Genomic DNA, 17,845 nt, shown 5'->3' with positions numbered 1-17,845 from the left:
CCTCCGTCAGGGTAGAACCGCCACGACGCATTCAGCGATGACAGTAGGCTGAATATTCGACGTGCCGGTCTGGGGCACATTGCCGTTCAGGCGGGTATTGCCGGTCGGATTTGGAATCGTCACGCTAAGTGCTGTCGCGTTCATCGCGCCAGACAGGTTAGTGGCTGATCCTCCGCCCTGATAATTTACGTCGGCAAACCGATAAAGTAGTTGCGATGGAAAGGAGTCCAAGAAGTACTGCCCACCACTTGTACCCACCAACGGCAAATTGACGTTTGGCAGTGCGGACTGCGGTATCATGTAACCTTCGACGCCGCCGCTCGCATTGATCCGATTTCCCGCGCCGAAGTACGACGCCGTCATCCTGTTGACGGCAGTGCCTCCCATATCGTCCCGGCCGGCCATCATGCGACCGCGGCAGTCCTGAACACCCACCGTCGTGCTATCACCTCCCGCGCCGTATCCGGCAATGAAAGCCCGCACCGTTTGCGAACCAGTCACCGTCGCTGTGTTCGGGGATGACATAACGATCGTCGAAGATGTCACACTCGCGATCGTCGTCCCGGATGGAATGCCCGTGCCCTCGATCGGCATGCCGACACCGAGCCCCGACGTGTTCGCCACGGAGGTGATCGTATTATTCCCCGACGTCAGCGTGCCAGTCTGCGTCCGCGTCACGGCGGCGAAATAGTCGGGATACGTCGCCCTCGAAAGAGCCTGGCCAATTCCGTAAACTGTCTTTGCAGGCGGTGCACCATACGCACCATAGATCGCGGTCCCAAGCGGAATGGCCGTATTGATCACGCTGCTGCCATCAATGCGCGAGATCGCAACGCGCCAATTGCCGGATCCCAGATGCAGGGCATCGGCCATATCGCCGGCGGACGCGGTGTAGTCGCGCTGGCCAGGCAAGATCATTGACGTGGCGTTATAGGTGATCGGCGTTGCTGCGCTGAACAGTAGCTTCTTTGTCACACCGGCAGGACAGGCCGCCCCAAAGCTTGTGATCGTCGTGGTGCCGCTGATCGTCTGCAGCGCAGCGGGAGCGGCGCAGATATCGGTCGTCGACGCCGCGGTCACCGCCGCCGATCCGCCGCCGACGGGCGGCGACCAAACGTGATTGACGCTGTCGATCGCGCCGACCGCGACCCAATTGGTGCCGTCATAACGCCGCTCGACATTTGGCGTCACCGACGTGTCGAGCCAACCCTGCCCCTTGACCGGGACGCCGGTACAATCGGTTGCCGGCGGCGACGCGCCTGAGAAGAACGACGTGACGGCTGCCATCGCGTCGTTGATTTTCTGAGTCATCGATAGGCCGGAGACTTGCCCGGTCGTTGGCAGGCAGCCGGAGCCTTGGGCGGCAATCGCCGGCGATGAAATCGCCAGCCACGCCAGCGTAATTATGTGATGGCGCCTCATTCCTGGTTCTCCAGCATGTTGCAGACGATTTTATCCTGCAGATAATTTCCGGTGCACGGCTTGGGCCCCGCGATAAATGCGAAGGCGACGGCGGCGAGGGATATCGCCGCCAGGCAAATTAGAGTTTTCTGCTGCACATCGTTCTCCTTGATCCGCGCCAGTACATCGGTGGTCGCGAGAACTGCGATAGGAGACATTATCGATGCGCGCTTGCGGGGTGCGTTACGCGTCACGTCCGCCGTGAGTTCAGTGCGCGGTCGGTCTATTGCTCGAGCGCAGCTAAGGACCGGGAGTCACACCTCAACTGCGCGTCACGCGGGGATTGTCGTTCGAAACACAGATCCGGTCGGAGGGGCAGCGAACAGCGGCAGCGATCGCAGTTGCCCAGGTACGCAGGGTCATTCGCCCGGGTACGCACACGTCACCATTACGACGTACCCGGCTCCAGTTCTCTGCCTTTGCCCGGCGACGAATGGCACCCTCGGTGAGGCCGTGCGCGCGTGCTATGGCTCTGTTCGATATAATGTTTTCGGCATAATCGGCGGCAATCTTAGACCAGTCGATAGAAGGATTTTCTACAAACGTCATGCGGTACGCACCCTTCGTTTATCCAGTCAGGAAAAAATCTGTGCGTGAGAGAAGCGCCGGTCCTAGCCAACTCACTCGACAAGGATCTCACCCTCCCCCGGGGCGCCAGCGCTGCTGGTGATCGTAGATCGGAGCTCATCCAACGCATCGTCCAGGGCCTCCATAACTGCTGGCCGCTGATCCCGGATAGCGAGCTCGGCTTGATACGGGGTCAATGCGCCACGCCTCGTCACGCACCGCACGAACCGTTCTTCGGCAGCTTCAATTGCTCGCATCGCGGTGGCTCGTGCCCTATAAACTTGAAGGTCGGCACTGGAGACGATGTTGCTCTGATCAGGCATGAGAAGCTCCAGGCATTGCGGCCACTCGCTCGGCGGCCCGATAGTTGGCGAGCAGACATTCGCTGGGAAGTGGCGCCTCCGTCGTCAGGCGATCGAACAGGGCAAGATTCTCCATCGTGAAGGGGTCTCGGCCTTCGATCGCATGGAGAAGCCCGCAGCGCAGCGCGGCATCGTCCCTGAGTAGATCTTCGTTCGACTGTTCGCGGGCGAACCACGCGCGGCTGTATCCTGTCCGGATAGCCAGAAACTCGACCTCGCGTTCATCGCTGGCATAAAGCTTCTGTGCCTGATCGATGAGCTGGGGAGCCGTGACGTAGTTATCACCGAGCACGTCGCGTGGAATGGCCCTCGTCCGATGGATCAATAGGCTGGCGTTGTGGCGCGCCCATCGAAAATCCGCCGCGAGAAGTAGCATAATCGCTGCAGACCAGCACTTCATATTCACCTCGGCGCTGATCGGCACAGGAATAGATCGGAGCAAGGCGTAGATCGCCTCGGCTTCATCAACCTTGCCACCTTCGGAATCGATAACGAGATGTAGTCGCCTGGCGGAGCGAGCTTGGTCGATAATCGGAAGAACCTGCTTTACCGAAATGGCATCGGTCTTTCCGATAGCACCGCGGAGTCGGAGAGTTACCACTCCGGCGCCCTGGTCGCCTTGCTGACCTTCGCAGGTGGTCGTCACAAACTCCGAGGCTTTGTTGGGTCTTTTCGAAACAATGCTCATTGGCGAGCATCCTTCCCGCGCTTGACCGCTAGCCTGAACGCATCACTGGCACCTGGCCTTTCACCCGGCGCAGATGGCCGTTTGCAAATCCAGAAACTGCCGTCACTGGTGACGCCCTGCCCCGCAAGGTAGATCTTGTCTCGATCCCACACGCCAGCATCTTCAAACACCGGGCGGGCTTCCAGTTTGGCGACGCGTTCCTCCAGCAATTGTCGCTGTTCTCGATTGAAATCGCGCACAACTGAACCGGTGTACCAAAGATGGGCGAGCAGGTGCTTCAAAGACGCGAACGTGGCTTGGCTGACCAGAACAGGTTGATCTGCGCTATTAGCTTTCCCAGGAGAAGCCAGCTTCTGGCGCAGCGCTTCCACATCGTCCACGATGATCGCTTCGACAAATGCCAGAGATACGGCCTGCTTATCGTCATACATTTCCTTCAAGCGCTTGTGCTCGAACGGCGACGACATATCAATGCTTGATACCCGCGCGCTTTCGCGAGCCTTGCTCCGATCGGCCTCGGTAGTCAGCGTCCATGGCTTACCAAACGAAAAGCCCGTCATGACCGAACACCCTGACCGACGCTCCCAGCAACGTCGATCGCAGCCTGGAGCGGTAGTTCGAAGATTTCGGCCTTTTGCGTCACCGGTGCTTTGAGCATAGAAGGTCGTCCCATATCAGACGTCAAACCCAAGCTCGCGGGCGCGAGAGCGAGGTATCCGCCTGGTCTGAACGCGATCATGACCCGCCTTGCTGTCTCCGAGATCGAGACTGATGACGACGAAACTATTTTCGCGTTCAGCGCGTTGCCGCTGCTTGTTGTCCAGCGTTCGAAGCAACCGATCACCTTCATCGAGAAGCGGGTGGCGCATCGTAAAACTCCTTCGCGAGCACTCTCGATCGTCACAGTACAGACACCAAACAAGACAGCTGTTACGCGTCACATCTTGGGCAGTCGCGCGTTGAAGGCGGCCTGCGCGGCGGCACGGATCTTCGCCTCGTCCTCCGCATCCCAGCCACCGAGCCAGCGGCCTTCGACCAAGACATCGACATCAACCTCGACCATGACCATGCGCACATGGCGGCCATCTGCATTGCGCTGCCTGAACCGACGCATTCGTTCTTTCGCGTCGGAGCGCTTTTTCTCCCACACGTCAGACACCTGATCGCCCACCCGACTTAGCGACTCCGACGCGTCCCGCCGCGACGCGCCGTGCGAAATGTTTGATTGTTTTCGAATTCAAACAGAACGAATATCGACTACTAACCAGACACTTGCCCTTGGTTAGAGCGTCAAAAACCCGATACCCCCCTTTAGATTTTGCTCTCATTGCGCGCGGAGCTAAGGCGCCGGCCTGAGCGCCGAACTCTGTTGAGACGAAACCTCCCCCCTCCGCCCGCTGCTCGAGCTGCAACAGGCCGCTGCGCCAATCGGTCGGGCGGTGATCTAGGTTGAATGCCGCTGTCATGCTACCACCGGTGCTGAGCCTGGCGGCGTCACGTAGGGAACAATGAAAGCGTTCTGCCGTGGGCTGACGATCGGCAGCGGCTTTTCGATTACCTTGTGGTAGCGCCGGATCAGGTCGCCACCGGGGCTCTCGACCTCGACAAAGTATTTGCCGTTCCCCGCTGGCTTTGCCCAAGCCGGAAGCGCGCTCCCTTCAGAGCGCTGCGCTTCGGTGCTATAGTTATTAGATGGTTCAATAGATAGTTCGTGTGCAGCGCGCTTCACCCGTACCGAGCGGTCCGCTTCACCCCTCTGACCTTCTACTTCACCGGTGAAGTCTGCTGCACCGGTAGGAGTGCAGCGCGCTTCACCGGTTAACCGCGCGGATGAGAAATGGAAATTGTTGGTGTTCGCTTTCGCGCCGCCCTTCGTACTCTTCACGCTGAGCCAAGGATCGTCTCCTGATTTAAGCTCTGCGATCGCATCGATGGCGGACCGACGGCTCCGGCCGACGGCCCTCGCTAACGTATCGAAACTAGGATTGCAGAGCTCTGTTTCCGAATTGCGGAACTTCAAAAGCAGTGCAACCGCACAGCACTTAGCTGAGGCAGACAGTTGCGGGTCTGCCATGATGCCCCACAAAATCCGATAATGCTTCGGAGCCCGGTTGGGTTTTGCCGCCATCAGCGCCTCTCACGCGGCTGGGGACTCGCTGCCCACATCAGGTTACGAACAGCGGCATCGAGTGCAGAGAGGTCTCTGGCCACGAGCTCCGGAGCAATGCCCTTTCGGCGCATCACCGCAGCTTGCAGTTCCAACGATCGGCCAATATGGCGCTCACCCGTATCACCACCGAGCTCCAGGGCGCGTCGGCCGATGCTCCACACCAGCGAGCGCCTACGCGCGGCCGGGAATGGCACTACGAGCCCAGACATTAGGCGGCCTCAATGCCAAGCATCTTGCGGAGGGGCGCTGTCGGGACAGTGATTTTTCCACCGATCCGTATGCTTGGAATGTCGCCGCGCTGCACCGCGGCATAGGACGCGTTTCGAGCCAAGCCGAAGCAAATGCGGCCAACGTCCGGGACAGACGCGGTCGGCCTCGACAAGAGCGCTTCAAGTTCGCTGTTCATCATAGCTCTCCGATTATGCACGGAGTTTACCGTGCGAATAAATCGACGAGTATGCGATTTGTTCTCTTGCCGCAACCCATTTGCACGAGATATACCGTGCATAACGTATTATGAGGTACTAGCTGTGACTAACGACGATAAACCAGCCGGACGTCCGAGCCGTCACAAGGACGAACGCCTTTCGAAGAATCGGACGTTTCGGGTCCGTGATCAGCTAGATGGCCAATTGCAGGCCGCTGCGGCGGCTTCCGGGCGCTCGGTAAGTGAGGAGATCGAATTTCGGCTCACGAGGTCTTTTCAGGAAGAGAGCGAATTTGGAGGAATGGATATCCGGCGACTTGGCACTCTACTGACGTCGTCGTTTTGGTTCGCTGGCGAGCGGGCAGCTTCTGCAAATGGACACGCGGACTGGACGCCGAAAGACTGGATGGGTGACCAAGACTGTTATCGGACCGCGCTTTTAAAGGTGACGATGACGCTCATCGAGGGAATGCCTGATCAGTCCCCCAACGAGAAGGCCCTCGTGATCGAGGCTCTCAAAGGTCAGATTGCAACCGGCCTCGTGCGTTCGGGCGAGCTTAAGTTCAAATTCGAGGGCGACGAATGACTGGCCACATCCGCAAGCGCGGCGAACGATCTTGGGAGCTGAAATACGATGTCGGCACCGGAGCCGATGGCCTGCGCAAGACCCGCTATGCCAGCTTCAAGGGAACGAAGCGTGAGGCCGCGATCGAGTTGGCAAGGCTCGTGACGGCCGCGGCCGCAGGCGAACAGGTCGACCCCACTCGGCTCACCGTTGCTGAATTCCTGACCCGCTGGGATAAGGACTGGTGCAAATCGAACGTCTCGCCCAAAACGGCCGAGCGGTACGAGGAGCTGATGCGCCTGCACGTCGTGCCGCACCTCGGAGCCGTCCGCCTGCAAAAGCTACGAGCGGTGCATTTTGTCGAGCTGTACGGCAAGCTGGCAGCGAAGCTCGCCCCGCGCACAATCGGCCACGTCCACCGGGTTCTGCATCAGGCCCTGACGCAGGCTGTCGATTGGGATCTGCTGAGCACAAACGTCGCTTCCCGCGTCAAGCCGCCGCGGGTTGAGGACGAAGAGGTCGATATCCTCACCGTCGAACAGCTCAAGGCCGTCATGGAGGCAGCGCGGGAGGGCTGGATCAATCCGATTGCAAGGCTGGCTCTGGCCACCGGCTTGCGCCGCGGTGAGCTCCTAGCCCTCCGCTGGCAGGATCTGGACCTCGATAATGGCCGGGTGACCGTCGCCCGCTCACTGGAGCAGACGAAGGCCGGGCTCCGTTTCAAGGAACCCAAGACCCGGCGAGGTCGCCGGACCATCACCCTGCCCGTTTCGTCCGTGAATGACATGCGGGCACATTGGAAGGCTCAGCAGGAAATCCGGCTGCGGCTGGGCGTCGGAAAGGCTCCCCCGAAGTCGCTGGTGTTCTGTGACCTCGACGGCGAGCCCCGGCTCCCGCAGACCGCTTCGCAGACTTGGATGAAGGTTACCGCGGCCGCCAAGGTCGCGGCCACCTTCCACAGCCTGCGGCATACCCACGCCAGCCAACTGATCGCGGCCGGCGTCGATATCCTGACGATCAGCCGACGGCTCGGCCACAGCTCGCCGACGGTCACTCTGAACATTTACGGCCACCTGATGCCACAAACCGACGACAAGGCGGCCCTGGCGATCGAGGCCGCGCTGAGCAAAAGCACAGAGATAGAACGGATGGACCCGCTTGCCGGTGGCAATCCGGTGGCAGTGGACGGATCAGGCGGCGCGGAAGGCCGCTAAGTCATTGATAAAATGGCAGGGGCGGTAGGGCTCGAACCTACGACAACCGGTTTTGGAGACCGGTACTCTACCAACTGAGCTACACCCCTACAGGAAAACGGCGCACCGTCATTTCCGCGCCGTTTGAAGCATATGCGACGCCTGATTTGCAAGAGGCGAAGCGAACACCACCCCTTAAACCCGATTATTTTGCGGCATCTGCCGGCAACCGTTTGGCTGGCATCGCGCATTCACGATTCAGGCCAGTACCGGGGGCGTTTTCAAAGACGCAACGTGTCGGCGGGGTGCCGCAGACCTTATCGAGATTTTTGAAGCCGACGCATTTTTGGTCCGGCCCTCGATAGCCGGGACCGCCCTTGCACCCGCAGCCCTCACAAGCAGGGCGCTCGGGGCATGCCGCGTGGCCGACAGACGTCGACCACGCGGATAGTGCCATGACTGCGAGCACTGCAAAGAGAGCCCGCAACCACATTACTCGATGATCGAGGCCACCACGCCTGCACCGACGGTGCGGCCGCCTTCACGGATGGCGAAGCGCAGCTTTTCTTCCATGGCGATCGGCACGATCAGGTGCACTTCCATGGCGATGTTGTCGCCCGGCATCACCATTTCGGTGCCTTCCGGCAGATGCACAACACCGGTCACGTCGGTGGTGCGGAAGTAGAACTGCGGACGGTAGTTGGTGAAGAACGGCGTGTGACGGCCACCCTCTTCCTTGGTGAGGATGTAAGCCTCGGCCTTGAACTTGGTGTGCGGCTTTACCGAACCCGGCTTGCACAGCACCTGGCCGCGCTCGACGTCTTCACGCTTGGTGCCGCGCAGCAGCGCGCCGATGTTGTCGCCGGCCTGCCCCTGATCCAAGAGCTTGCGGAACATTTCAACGCCGGTGCAGATCGTCTTCTGCGTGGCGCGGATGCCGACGATTTCGATTTCCTCGCCGACCTTGACGATGCCGCGCTCGACGCGGCCGGTGACAACGGTGCCGCGGCCCGAGATCGAGAACACGTCTTCCACCGGCATCAGGAACGGCTGGTCAACCGGACGCTCAGGCTGCGGGATGTAGCTGTCGACATTCTTCATCAGTTCGAGAATGGCGTCGTGACCGAGCTTCTGATCCGAGTTTTCGAGAGCGGCCAGCGCCGAACCCTTGATGATCGGAATGTCGTCGCCCGGGAAGTCGTACTTCGAGAGAAGTTCGCGGACTTCCATTTCCACGAGCTCGAGCAGTTCCGGATCGTCGACCATGTCGCACTTGTTCAGGAACACGACCAGCGCGGGCACGCCGACCTGGCGGGCCAGCAGGATGTGCTCGCGGGTCTGCGGCATCGGGCCGTCAGCGGCCGACACGACCAGAATGCCACCGTCCATCTGCGCGGCGCCGGTGATCATGTTCTTCACATAGTCGGCGTGGCCGGGGCAATCGACGTGGGCGTAGTGGCGGTTGGCGGTCTCGTATTCGACGTGTGCCGTCGAAATGGTGATGCCGCGGGCCTTTTCCTCGGGCGCCTTGTCGATCTGGTCGTAAGCGGTGAACGTGGCACCACCCGTCTCTGCCAGCACCTTCGTGATCGCCGCCGTCAGCGACGTCTTGCCGTGGTCAACGTGACCGATCGTACCAATATTGCAGTGCGGCTTGTTACGTTCAAATTTTGCTTTGGCCATAGATCCACCTGTTAAGCCACGCCCGTGCGCAGCACCAAACCGGCGGCTGGTTACAAGGGAAAACGGCCCTGTTCAAGCCCGAACTTCTGGGCCAAGCTCGTCCAACCATGCCGGCGAGCCCCCTATGTAAGCCGGCAAATGACAAGATCAATCAAAGCACTATCGGGAGCCCACATGAACGCCCAAACTGCCGCAAAACACGCCATTTCCCTCGAGACCCCCGAGCTGCCGCAGGCCCGGCCGGAAACGCTGGGATTGTCATCAAACCGTCTTCAAATCATGTCGGACGCGTTCAAGCGCGAGATCGACAAGGGCACCACGCCGGGCGTCACCATGCTGGTCTCCCGCCGCGGCCAGATCGGCTATTTCGAGGCCTTCGGCAAGCAGACTCCAGACGGCGGGACTGCGATGTCGCGCGATAGTCTGTTCCGCATCTTCTCGATGACCAAGCCGATCGTGTCATTGGGCATCATGCAGCTGGTCGAGAACGGCCATATCCTGCTCAACGACCCCCTCGCCAAATACATCCCCGCATTCGCCGACACCAAGGTCGGCGTCGAGCGCAACGGCGCGCTCGAACTGGCGCTGCCGCTGCGCCCGATCACGATCCAGGACCTGCTGCGGCACACGTCGGGCATCTCCTATGAGATCACCGGCAACGGCATGGTGCAGCGGATGTACCAGAAGTCGAATCTGCGCAATCGCGACATCACCAATGAAGAACATGCCAAGATCGTCGCGGGTCTGCCGCTGATCTGCCAGCCCGGCACCGAATGGAATTACAGCCGCTCCACGGACATTCTCGGCCGCGTCATCGAGGTCGTGTCCGGCAAGTCGCTGGGCTCCTATCTCACCGACAACATTCTGGCGCCGCTGCAGATGGCCGAGACCGGCTTCCACACAGCGACATCCAACAAGGATCGCATCGCGCACCCCTTCCCCACCGATCCCTGGACCGGCGAGAAAGTCGCGCTGTTTGATCCGCTGGAGATTCCAAAGATGGAATCCGGCGGCGGCGGCCTCGTGTCAAAGACGATGGACTATGCGCGCTTCTGCCAGATGCTGCTGAACGGCGGCACGCTGGACGGCAACCGCGTGATCGGCAGCCGCACGCTGCACCTGATGGCGTCCAATCACCTCAGCCCCAACGTGAAGCTGGAGACACATCTCGTCCCGCCCGGCCACAGCTTCGGCCTCGGCTTCGCCGTGCGCACGGACGATGGTCACGCGCCCTATGCGGGATCGAAGGGCCAGTTCTTCTGGAGCGGCGTCGCCGGCACGTTCTTCTGGATCGATCCGCAGGAAGAACTGTTTGCGGTGTTCATGTCGCAGGGACCCGGCCAGCGGGAATATTTCAGGACGCTGATCCGGAGTCTCGTCTACGCGGCGGTGGAGTAAGCAAGAAAAACTCGTCATTCCGGGGCGCGGCCGGCGCAAGCCGGACGCGAACCCGGAATCTCGAAATGGCCTGACACCGACGGAGACTCCCACGTCGAGGTTCCGGGTTCGCGGCCGCCGCCTTCGGCGACGTCCTCGCCCCGGAATGACGAGATTGATCTCAGCTAATCGTCGCGCCGCCGTCGATCACCATGGTCTGGCCGGTCATGAAATTCCCGGCTGCAGATCCCAGGAACACTGCAGCGCCTGCGATTTCATCGGGGATGCCGATGCGCAGCAGCGGCGAGCGTGCGGTGGAGGCCTTGAGGTTCTCCGGATTGTCCCACAGCGCTTTCGCAAAGTCGGTCTTGATGAGGCCGGGCGCGATGCAGTTCACACGGACATTGAACTTGCCGTATTCGCAGGCGAGATTGCGCGCGAGCTGCATGTCGGCGGCTTTCGAGATCGCATAGGCGCCCAGGATCGTCGAACCCTTCAACCCGCCGATCGACGACACGATGATCACCGAGCCATCCTTGCGTTCGATCATGTCCGGCACGACCATGCTGGTCAGCCAGTTGTTGGCGACGATGTTGTTGTCGAGAATCTTGCGGAACTGATCGTCGGAAATGCCGGCCAGCGGCCCGTAATACGGATTCGACGCAGCGTTACACACCAGCACGTCGATCTTGCCGAAAGCCTTCTTGCTTTCGTCGACGAGGTTCTGCAGGTTTTCCTTGCTGGAGATATTCGCGGCGATCGCCACCGACGTCCCCGCGCCGAACTGCGCGTTGACCTCCTTCGCCACCTCGTCGCAGACGTCCTGCTTGCGCGACGAGATCACCACCTTGGCGCCGTGCTCGGCCATGCGCTCGGCAATGGCGCGGCCGATGCCGCGCGTCGAGCCGGTGATGACGGCAACTTTTCCGGTCATGTCGAACAGGTTCATGTGTGTTTCTCCCTAGTTTTTTCTGTTTGAGTTTTCCTCCGTCATTGCGAGGAGCGAAGCGACGAAGCAATCCAGTCCTTCTTGTTGACGAAAAGAACTGGATTGCTTCGTCGCCAAGAGGCTCCTCGCAATGACGGCTATGACTAAGCTAGTTTCGTCGGCGTCACTTCCGGCCCCGCCGGCTGATGCATCGCCGCATGCGAGGGATCGGCGATCCATGGCTGCTGGTTGACCATCGGGATGCGCCAGCCACTATGGCCGTCGCTAGCGAGATGATCGAGCCGCGTGACCGAGCAGTTGTCGATGGTGAAAGCGAGACCGCGATCCGGCTGATCGTTGAGCGCAAGGCCGATGGCCGCCTTGATCGTGCCGCCATGCGCCACTGCAATAATATCCTTGCCGGCGTGCTCGACATTGATGCGCTCGATGCCACGGCGCACGCGGTTGTAGAGGTCCATGAAGCTTTCGCCATTCGGCGATGGTTCATCGATGGGCGCGAACCAGTAGCTGCCGACATTGATGGGACGGCTGGCGAAGAACGCCGCGCGGTTCATGCCCTGCCAGTCGCCGAGATGCTGTTCGGCGAAATCCGCTTCATGCGGCATCGCGTCGGGCTTCGGAAATCCTGCGGCCCAGATCGCACTCGCCGTCTGATGCGTGCGCTTGAGATTGCTGGCGACCCAGACAGCATTGCGTGGCAGGATCTTGCCGACCGCATCGAACACCACGCGGTCGCTGCAGTCGCAGTCCATGTCCTTCTGGCCGTAGATATTGCCGCCGTCACTCCGCACCGGGGCGTGTCGCACCCACCACCACCGCGTCGCCGTCACACCTTGAGGGACTGTATGCTGCGCCACGAACGGTTTCTCGGCGTTGGACATCGTGACCACCCTTCAATACTGTTTCATCCGTCCTACGTCAGAGCGCGAAGCGCCTCAAGCATCTTCGCAGCTTGGCACGCATCATTGAATTCCATATGGCGGCACGCCGCACAAAAAACATACAGGGAGAGAGTTATGGGCCGCCTCGCAGGCAAATCCGTCATCATCACCGGCGCAGGCAGCGGCATCGGCCGCGCCGCAGCGCAATTGTTCTCGCTGGAAGGCGCCAAGCTCATCATCGTCGACCGCAGCGAGAGCGTGCATGAGACCGCCAAACTTGTGAGCGATGCCGGCGGCACCATTGAAGCGATCACGGCGGATGCCGGTTCCGAGAGCGACGTGAAGGCCTATGTCGAAAAGGCGCTTTCAAAATACGGCAAGCTCGACGCGATCTGGGCCAATGCCGGCATATCAGGCGGCCTCGTGCCGCTGCTGGAGCAGACCGTCGAGCAATGGCAGGAGATCCTGCGCATCAATCTGATCGGGCCGTTCCTCGCAATCAAGCATTCCATGCCGCATATGGTGAAACAGGGGCACGGCTCCATCGTCCTCACCGCCTCTGTCGCAGGCCTGAAGTCCGGCGCCTCCGGCCATCCCTATGCGTCGAGCAAGGCCGGCGTCATCAGCCTGGTGCAGACCACGGCCTATTCGCTCTCCGGCACCGGCGTGCGCATCAATGCGGTGTGCCCCGGCCTGATCGAGACCGGCATGACCAAGCCGATCTTCGACAATGCCAAGGAGCGCGGCACGCAGGGCAAGATCGGCCAGCTCAATCCGCTGAAGCGCGCCGGCCAGCCGCATGAACTCGCGGCGATGGGATTGTTTCTGGCGAGCGACGAAGCGTCCTATGTGAATGGCCAGGCGATCCCGGTGGACGGCGGCCTCACGGCGTCGATGCCTTACGCGGGCAAACCAATCTAAGACGGAACGCGGGATGGGTTTGGCTTCGCTCAACTCATCCTGCGATCCAGAACAACTGCTGCATGGCCTCCTCGCGGTGCGGCCAATACGGCAAGCGCCGAGGCCACCTGAATGGCGACGCCGATGAAAATCGGTGTCGCGTAGCCGCCCGTAAGGTCGCGCAGAAGCCCCATGGTTGCCGGCCCACAGGCATTGATCACGCCGGCAATCCCGATGGACAGCCCGAGCACAACGCTGAACGCGTTCGACGGGAATTCGCGCTGAACGATTAGCGCCGGCAGCGTGATCAGATTGCCCATCGAAAAGCCGAACACCGCACAGGCAAGGAATAGCCCGGTCGTGCTGGTCGAGAATCCCAATACGCTCAGTGCCGCAGCCTGGCTGAAGATCGATACCGCGGCAGCGCGGCGTGGGTCGACGCGGTCGGCAACGAGACCAAGCGTAATGCGCCCGACCAGCGACATGGCCGTTGTGAGCGAGACCGCGCCGCCCGCCGACTGAAATCCGATTACCGGCGTCAGGATCGATATCTGATGCACGATGAACGCAACCTGCACCAGGATCGCGAACGCGAATGGTGCGGTCAAGCTCCAGAACCCGGGATCGCGCAGGAGGTCTGCACGTGACAATGGCGGAGCCGCATGCACAGCTTCGGCAATCCGCCGTTCCCCTGCGCGCGGGAATCGAACCATGATTGCCACGACCGGCACGAGCACGATCGCCAACACGGCGGCGGCGATATCCAGCGCGTGACGAAATCCGGTCGCTTCGACCAGCAGGACCAGACCGGGCATCAACAAGATGCCACTGAACGTCGCCCCGGTGAAGGTGAGACTGATCGCCAGGCCGCGCTTGCGGTCGAACCACGCACCGACGATCGCCGCAGCGGTGATCGTCCCGAGGCCGACCCAGGCCAGCGCGAGCACGACAAAGCCCGCATAGAGATGCAGCAGGGAGTCCGCCGATGCCAGCAATACAAGACCTGTCGCAAGCGCGGCGATACCCGCGAGGACCAGGCTGCGCGGCCCGATCCAGCGCAACAGATCGCTGACGAACATCGATAGCAGGGAGCCCAGTACGAGGCAGAGCGTACTTCCCGTTGCGATTAACCCGGTCGGCCAATCGTTGAGGCGGCGGAGTTCGGCGACATAGATGCCCTGCCCGTACAGGCCGAAACCGAAGATCGAGATCTGGACCAGACACAGAGCGGCAACAATCCGCCAGCCCATATAGCGCAACGACGTCTCGTCAGCCGGATCGGTCTCGGCCATCGCATGCGTTTGCATTTCCCCACCGCCGCGCTCAATGCGTCCCCATAGAACGCTACCTATGATTGCGGCGCCATGCCATCGCTGCGTATCGGATAGCGGTCAAGAAATAACGCAGACAGTTACAATCCGTCAGGCGGAGCGTTCGATGAATTCGTCGCCAGCAAACGGTCGCGCACGCGCTCGCGGTGGAATGTGTAGATGCCGGACAGCACGATCACGCTCGCGCCGAGCACCATCATGGCGTCGGGCACATCACCGAAGACCAGATAGCCCAGCAGCATCGCGTAGAGCATCTGCGAATAACGCATCGGCGCGACCGACGAGACATCGCCGACGCGCAGCGCGAGGATGACGCACTGGAATCCGATCAACGTCATCACCGCCGCCAGCGCCAGCAAAGCGAGCGAATGAAACGATAGCGCAGTCCAGTCCCCGTGCAGCAGAGTGAACACTGCCCCTGCCAGCGTCACCGCAACGGCGGTGAGAAAGGTGACGAACAGCGTGGGAATTTCGGCCGGAATGCGTTTGGTGACGAGATCGCGCGTGGCGTAGAACAACACCGACAGCAGCGCCACCAACGTGAACTGGCTGTACCCCTCGGCGCCCGGCCGCACGATGATCAGCACGCCAATGAAGCCCGCGGCAATCGCCAACCATCGGCGCCACCCCACCGGCTCGCCCAGGATCAGCACGGCGCCGCAGGTCATCACCAGCGGCAGCGATTGAACGATGGCGGTCACATTGGCGAGCGGCAGCGCGCTCACCGCGACCAGGAACAGCGCCGAGCCGCCGATCTCCCCGGAGATGCGCAGCGCCACCGACGGCACGAACAGCAGCCGCAGCGGCCGTAGCGCGCCCTGATGCACCGCCAGCGCACCGATCATGACGCTGGCGAACAGCCCGCGCAGCATCATCACCTGGCTGAAATGCATCTGCACGGTCAGAAATTTGGCGATCGCGTCGTTGACGCTGAAAGTTGCCATGGACACAGCCATCAGCAGGCTGCCGCGCAGATTGGGAGAGAGAGGCAAGACGATCCTGGGTGAGTTACGGTCAGAGCGGACAGGCTCCGAACAGAGCAAGACTCAGGCCAAATGATTGCGCCTCGTGTGCACCAAAACAGAAACGCGAGCCAGACGACCCGCGCGTCCCTGCCATTCACTGCGCGCTGGGCCCGGCGCTGACAGCCGAGTGGAGCGACCCCCATCCTGAGGATCCGCTGTGATCGCCCTACAACCCATCCGGCGGCATGCTCGGCGCACTGGCCGCCGGCAACCGGTTGCGAACCCGCTCGCGATGGAACGCATAAAGACCGGACAGCACGATCACCGACGCACCGAGAACCATCGGGCCGTCCGGCACATCGCCGAACACGAGGTAGCCAAGCAACATGGCCCACAGCAGTTGCGAGTACCGGAACGGCGCAACAGCGGAGATATCGCCGGCGCGCAGTGCCAGGATCACACACTGATATCCAATCAGCACCAGCACAGCGGCGAGCAATAACAGCGCCAACGCGCCGTTCGATGGCGGTGTCCAGCCGCCCAGCGGAACGAGCAGGATAGCGCCAACGATCGTCACGACGATCGTCGTCAAAAACGTGACGAACAGTGAAGGGATTTCGGTCGGAATGCGCTTGGTCGCGAGATCGCGCACGGTACAGAACGCGACCGACAACAGCGCCAGCAGCGAAAACTGGTTGAATCCCTCCATGCCGGGACGGACCACAATGAGAACGCCGACGAAGCCCGCGGCGATCGCCAGCCAGCGCCGCCAGCCCACCTGCTCACCGAAGATGAGTGCCGCACCGAGCGTGATCGCGAGTGGCAGCGATTGAAAGATCGACGATACATTCGCAAGGGGCAGATGTGCGAGCGACGCCAGAAAAGTCACGGTGCCGCCGATCTCGCCGAATACGCGCAGTGCTACAGACGGCACGAACAGGATGCGCAGCGGACGCAGGGCCTTCCGCTGGGTGGCGAGCGCGCCGATCAGCACGACGGCGAACAGACCGCGCACCAGCATCACCTGGCCGAAGTTCATGTGCAGCGTCAGGAATTTCGTGAGCGCGTCGTTGAGGCTGAAGCCGGCCATGGCTATGGCCATCAGCACGCTGCCGCGAAGACTGGGAGAGAGAGACAAGTGCGTTTCCAGGTCGATCGACGCAGCAGCACTTGCTGCGGCCGGCCCTCTTAGCGGGGCATCTCTGAAGCGATCATGAAAGAGGCGCGATCCCCAGTCGGTCGCGCCTCTTCAATCGTTTATTTCGCGCCCGCGAGCTGTGCGTATTTCCACGACGCCTGCGCCAGCGGCACGGTGCGCTTGGCAGACTCCATCGCCTTGGCTGACGACGCGGTGCCATCGCGAACACGACCGGCAATACCCTGCAGAATGCCGGTGAGCCGGAACAGGTTGTAGCAATAGTACCAGTTGAGATCGGGCACGCTCTTGCGGCCGGCCTTGTCGCAATAGATCTTGGCGGCCTCGTCCATGGTCGGGATGTTGAGCGCCTTGAAGTCGAGCCCGTCGAGGCCCGGCATGATCCACTGCATCAAAAGATAAGTGAAGTCGGCCATCGGATCGCCCAATGTCGACAACTCCCAGTCGAGCACCGCCTGCACCTTCGGCTGCGTCGTATGGAACACCATGTTGTCGATGCGATAGTCGCCATGCACCACCGACACACGCTCCTGCTCCGGCACGGAGGTCGGCAACCATTCGATCAGCCGCTCCATTTCCGGAATCAATTGCGTCTCGGAGGCGCGGTACTGCTTGGTCCAGCGATCGACCTGACGGGAAAAGTAATTACCGGGACGGCCGAAGTCGCCGAGCCCGATTTTTTCGGGATCGTAGCTGTGCAGTTGCGCCAGCGTCTCGATCTTCGCCGTGAAGATCGCGCGGCGATCTTCCTTCGGCACCGTCGGCAGCGCCGGATCCCAGAAGATCCGGCCGTCTTCCATCGACATGATGTAGAACGCCGAACCGATGACATTGTCATCGGTGCAGAGTGCGTAGGCCTTGGCGACCGGGAAGCCTTGCTTGCCGAGCGCCGCGATCACCTTGTATTCGCGATCGACGGCGTGCGCCGATGGCAGAAGCTTGCCGAACGGCTTGCGCCGCATCACGTAGGATTGCTTCGGCGTATTCAGCCGATAGGTCGGGTTGCTTTGTCCGCCCTTGAACTGCAGGACGGTCAGCGGCCCCTCATAGCCTTCCACATGCTCGCGCATCCAGGCCTCGAGGCTCATCTCGTCGAAGCGATGCCGCTCCTCCACAGGCCTCGTGCCGTTATACTCGTCGTCGCGCTTCACACCATCGGTCACGTCAGTC

20 protein-coding genes and 1 tRNA gene are annotated in these 17,845 nt (G+C 61.2%); 4 read left to right on the top strand and 17 right to left on the bottom strand.

Features of this window, described 5'->3' with window-relative positions:
* Positions 1 to 6: 6 nt before the first annotated feature.
* The 9 genes from AB7951_RS09440 to AB7951_RS09400 all read right to left on the bottom strand — a co-directional run bounded on the left by AB7951_RS09440 (position 7) and on the right by AB7951_RS09400 (position 5,654).
* On the bottom strand, positions 7 to 1,422 hold the full coding sequence (locus AB7951_RS09440; RefSeq protein WP_441255751.1) for a hypothetical protein: 1,416 nt from the start codon (positions 1,420 to 1,422) through the stop codon (positions 7 to 9).
* On the bottom strand, positions 1,419 to 1,619 hold the full coding sequence (locus AB7951_RS09435) for a hypothetical protein (RefSeq protein ID WP_441255750.1): 201 nt from the start codon (positions 1,617 to 1,619) through the stop codon (positions 1,419 to 1,421). Before AB7951_RS09435 ends, AB7951_RS09440 begins: the two co-directional genes overlap by 4 nt.
* A 724-nt stretch (positions 1,620 to 2,343) precedes the next feature.
* Entirely contained in the window at positions 2,344 to 3,078 is a 735-nt protein-coding gene (locus tag AB7951_RS09430; protein WP_441255749.1) for an ATP-dependent Clp protease proteolytic subunit, read from the bottom strand.
* A complete protein-coding gene (locus AB7951_RS09425) occupies positions 3,075 to 3,638 on the bottom strand; it encodes a hypothetical protein (RefSeq protein ID WP_441255748.1) in 564 nt (187 codons plus the stop codon). The genes AB7951_RS09430 and AB7951_RS09425 overlap by 4 nt, the downstream gene beginning before the upstream one ends.
* A 114-nt stretch (positions 3,639 to 3,752) precedes the next feature.
* Complete coding sequence (locus tag AB7951_RS09420; protein WP_441255747.1) at positions 3,753 to 3,947, bottom strand: hypothetical protein; 195 nt, start codon at positions 3,945 to 3,947, stop codon at positions 3,753 to 3,755.
* A 68-nt stretch (positions 3,948 to 4,015) separates the two neighbouring features.
* The gene (locus tag AB7951_RS09415; RefSeq protein ID WP_441255746.1) at positions 4,016 to 4,249 is read right to left on the bottom strand and encodes a hypothetical protein; all 234 of its coding nucleotides are present in this window, start codon (positions 4,247 to 4,249) and stop codon (positions 4,016 to 4,018) included.
* Positions 4,250 to 4,540: 291 nt separating this feature from the next.
* Positions 4,541 to 5,206 (bottom strand): helix-turn-helix domain-containing protein, encoded by a 666-nt coding sequence (locus AB7951_RS09410; RefSeq protein ID WP_441255745.1) that lies wholly within the window; start codon positions 5,204 to 5,206, stop codon positions 4,541 to 4,543.
* On the bottom strand, positions 5,206 to 5,457 hold the full coding sequence (locus tag AB7951_RS09405) for a DUF6074 family protein (protein ID WP_441255744.1): 252 nt from the start codon (positions 5,455 to 5,457) through the stop codon (positions 5,206 to 5,208). Before AB7951_RS09405 ends, AB7951_RS09410 begins: the two co-directional genes overlap by 1 nt.
* Positions 5,457 to 5,654 carry a DNA-binding protein gene (locus AB7951_RS09400; RefSeq protein WP_441255743.1) on the bottom strand — a complete coding sequence of 66 codons (198 nt, stop codon included), beginning with the start codon at positions 5,652 to 5,654 and terminating at the stop codon, positions 5,457 to 5,459. Before AB7951_RS09400 ends, AB7951_RS09405 begins: the two co-directional genes overlap by 1 nt.
* Positions 5,655 to 5,778: 124 nt before the next feature.
* Here AB7951_RS09400 and AB7951_RS09395 point away from each other — a divergent pair, with 124 nt between their 5' ends.
* Together AB7951_RS09395 and AB7951_RS09390 are read left to right on the top strand one after the other, a co-directional pair.
* Positions 5,779 to 6,261 carry a hypothetical protein gene (locus AB7951_RS09395; protein WP_441255742.1) on the top strand — a complete coding sequence of 161 codons (483 nt, stop codon included), beginning with the start codon at positions 5,779 to 5,781 and terminating at the stop codon, positions 6,259 to 6,261.
* On the top strand, positions 6,258 to 7,454 hold the full coding sequence (locus AB7951_RS09390) for a tyrosine-type recombinase/integrase (RefSeq protein ID WP_441255741.1): 1,197 nt from the start codon (positions 6,258 to 6,260) through the stop codon (positions 7,452 to 7,454). Before AB7951_RS09395 ends, AB7951_RS09390 begins: the two co-directional genes overlap by 4 nt.
* A 13-nt stretch (positions 7,455 to 7,467) precedes the next feature.
* Here AB7951_RS09390 and AB7951_RS09385 read toward each other — a convergent pair.
* Together AB7951_RS09385 and tuf are read right to left on the bottom strand one after the other, a co-directional pair.
* Positions 7,468 to 7,543 (bottom strand) — tRNA-Trp (locus tag AB7951_RS09385).
* Between the two features lie 382 nt (positions 7,544 to 7,925).
* The gene (tuf, locus tag AB7951_RS09380) at positions 7,926 to 9,116 is read right to left on the bottom strand and encodes an elongation factor Tu (RefSeq protein WP_184517871.1); all 1,191 of its coding nucleotides are present in this window, start codon (positions 9,114 to 9,116) and stop codon (positions 7,926 to 7,928) included.
* 174 nt (positions 9,117 to 9,290) lie between these two features.
* On the opposite strand from tuf, the gene AB7951_RS09375 reads away from it, so the two are divergent.
* Positions 9,291 to 10,514 (top strand): serine hydrolase domain-containing protein, encoded by a 1,224-nt coding sequence (locus AB7951_RS09375; protein WP_120293140.1) that lies wholly within the window; start codon positions 9,291 to 9,293, stop codon positions 10,512 to 10,514.
* Between the two features lie 160 nt (positions 10,515 to 10,674).
* Here the strand turns inward: AB7951_RS09375 and AB7951_RS09370 are convergent, their stop codons facing one another.
* Both AB7951_RS09370 and AB7951_RS09365 read right to left on the bottom strand, forming a co-directional pair.
* On the bottom strand, positions 10,675 to 11,442 hold the full coding sequence (locus AB7951_RS09370) for an SDR family oxidoreductase (protein ID WP_120293138.1): 768 nt from the start codon (positions 11,440 to 11,442) through the stop codon (positions 10,675 to 10,677).
* Positions 11,443 to 11,585: 143 nt separating this feature from the next.
* A complete protein-coding gene (locus AB7951_RS09365) occupies positions 11,586 to 12,323 on the bottom strand; it encodes a histidine phosphatase family protein (RefSeq protein WP_120293136.1) in 738 nt (245 codons plus the stop codon).
* Positions 12,324 to 12,458: 135 nt separating this feature from the next.
* Between AB7951_RS09365 and AB7951_RS09360 the strand changes: the two genes are divergently transcribed.
* Positions 12,459 to 13,244 carry an SDR family NAD(P)-dependent oxidoreductase gene (locus tag AB7951_RS09360; RefSeq protein WP_120293134.1) on the top strand — a complete coding sequence of 262 codons (786 nt, stop codon included), beginning with the start codon at positions 12,459 to 12,461 and terminating at the stop codon, positions 13,242 to 13,244.
* Between the two features lie 29 nt (positions 13,245 to 13,273).
* On the opposite strand, the gene AB7951_RS09355 is transcribed toward AB7951_RS09360, so the two are convergent.
* The 4 genes from AB7951_RS09355 to AB7951_RS09340 all read right to left on the bottom strand — a co-directional run bounded on the left by AB7951_RS09355 (position 13,274) and on the right by AB7951_RS09340 (position 17,838).
* Positions 13,274 to 14,515 carry an MFS transporter gene (locus tag AB7951_RS09355; protein WP_441255740.1) on the bottom strand — a complete coding sequence of 414 codons (1,242 nt, stop codon included), beginning with the start codon at positions 14,513 to 14,515 and terminating at the stop codon, positions 13,274 to 13,276.
* 119 nt (positions 14,516 to 14,634) lie between these two features.
* Positions 14,635 to 15,546, bottom strand: coding sequence for a DMT family transporter (locus AB7951_RS09350; protein ID WP_120293130.1), 912 nt, complete (start codon positions 15,544 to 15,546; stop codon positions 14,635 to 14,637).
* Between the two features lie 199 nt (positions 15,547 to 15,745).
* Positions 15,746 to 16,657, bottom strand: coding sequence for a DMT family transporter (locus AB7951_RS09345; protein ID WP_120293128.1), 912 nt, complete (start codon positions 16,655 to 16,657; stop codon positions 15,746 to 15,748).
* A gap of 119 nt (positions 16,658 to 16,776) precedes the next feature.
* The gene (locus tag AB7951_RS09340) at positions 16,777 to 17,838 is read right to left on the bottom strand and encodes a phosphotransferase family protein (RefSeq protein WP_068731551.1); all 1,062 of its coding nucleotides are present in this window, start codon (positions 17,836 to 17,838) and stop codon (positions 16,777 to 16,779) included.
* Positions 17,839 to 17,845: the final 7 nt, after the last annotated feature.

This window comes from Tardiphaga sp. 285_C5_N1_2 (assembly GCF_052076065.1).
GTDB lineage: Bacteria > Pseudomonadota > Alphaproteobacteria > Rhizobiales > Xanthobacteraceae > Tardiphaga > Tardiphaga robiniae.
Note: the sequence above shows the minus strand (reverse complement) of the source record. Positions and strands in the feature narration are given on the sequence as shown.

Coding starts and splice junctions, on each gene's coding strand:
- AB7951_RS09440 (WP_441255751.1), bottom strand. CDS start 1,422: ATGAGGCGCCATCACATAATTACGCTGGCGTGGCTGGCGATTTCATCG.
- AB7951_RS09355 (WP_441255740.1), bottom strand. CDS start 14,515: ATGGCCGAGACCGATCCGGCTGACGAGACGTCGTTGCGCTATATGGGC.
- AB7951_RS09400 (WP_441255743.1), bottom strand. CDS start 5,654: ATGAACAGCGAACTTGAAGCGCTCTTGTCGAGGCCGACCGCGTCTGTC.
- AB7951_RS09435 (WP_441255750.1), bottom strand. CDS start 1,619: ATGTCTCCTATCGCAGTTCTCGCGACCACCGATGTACTGGCGCGGATC.
- AB7951_RS09390 (WP_441255741.1), top strand. CDS start 6,258: ATGACTGGCCACATCCGCAAGCGCGGCGAACGATCTTGGGAGCTGAAA.
- AB7951_RS09425 (WP_441255748.1), bottom strand. CDS start 3,638: ATGACGGGCTTTTCGTTTGGTAAGCCATGGACGCTGACTACCGAGGCC.
- AB7951_RS09430 (WP_441255749.1), bottom strand. CDS start 3,078: ATGAGCATTGTTTCGAAAAGACCCAACAAAGCCTCGGAGTTTGTGACG.
- AB7951_RS09420 (WP_441255747.1), bottom strand. CDS start 3,947: ATGCGCCACCCGCTTCTCGATGAAGGTGATCGGTTGCTTCGAACGCTG.
- AB7951_RS09370 (WP_120293138.1), bottom strand. CDS start 11,442: ATGAACCTGTTCGACATGACCGGAAAAGTTGCCGTCATCACCGGCTCG.
- AB7951_RS09405 (WP_441255744.1), bottom strand. CDS start 5,457: ATGTCTGGGCTCGTAGTGCCATTCCCGGCCGCGCGTAGGCGCTCGCTG.
- tuf (WP_184517871.1), bottom strand. CDS start 9,116: ATGGCCAAAGCAAAATTTGAACGTAACAAGCCGCACTGCAATATTGGT.
- AB7951_RS09410 (WP_441255745.1), bottom strand. CDS start 5,206: ATGGCGGCAAAACCCAACCGGGCTCCGAAGCATTATCGGATTTTGTGG.
- AB7951_RS09375 (WP_120293140.1), top strand. CDS start 9,291: ATGAACGCCCAAACTGCCGCAAAACACGCCATTTCCCTCGAGACCCCC.
- AB7951_RS09360 (WP_120293134.1), top strand. CDS start 12,459: ATGGGCCGCCTCGCAGGCAAATCCGTCATCATCACCGGCGCAGGCAGC.
- AB7951_RS09365 (WP_120293136.1), bottom strand. CDS start 12,323: ATGTCCAACGCCGAGAAACCGTTCGTGGCGCAGCATACAGTCCCTCAA.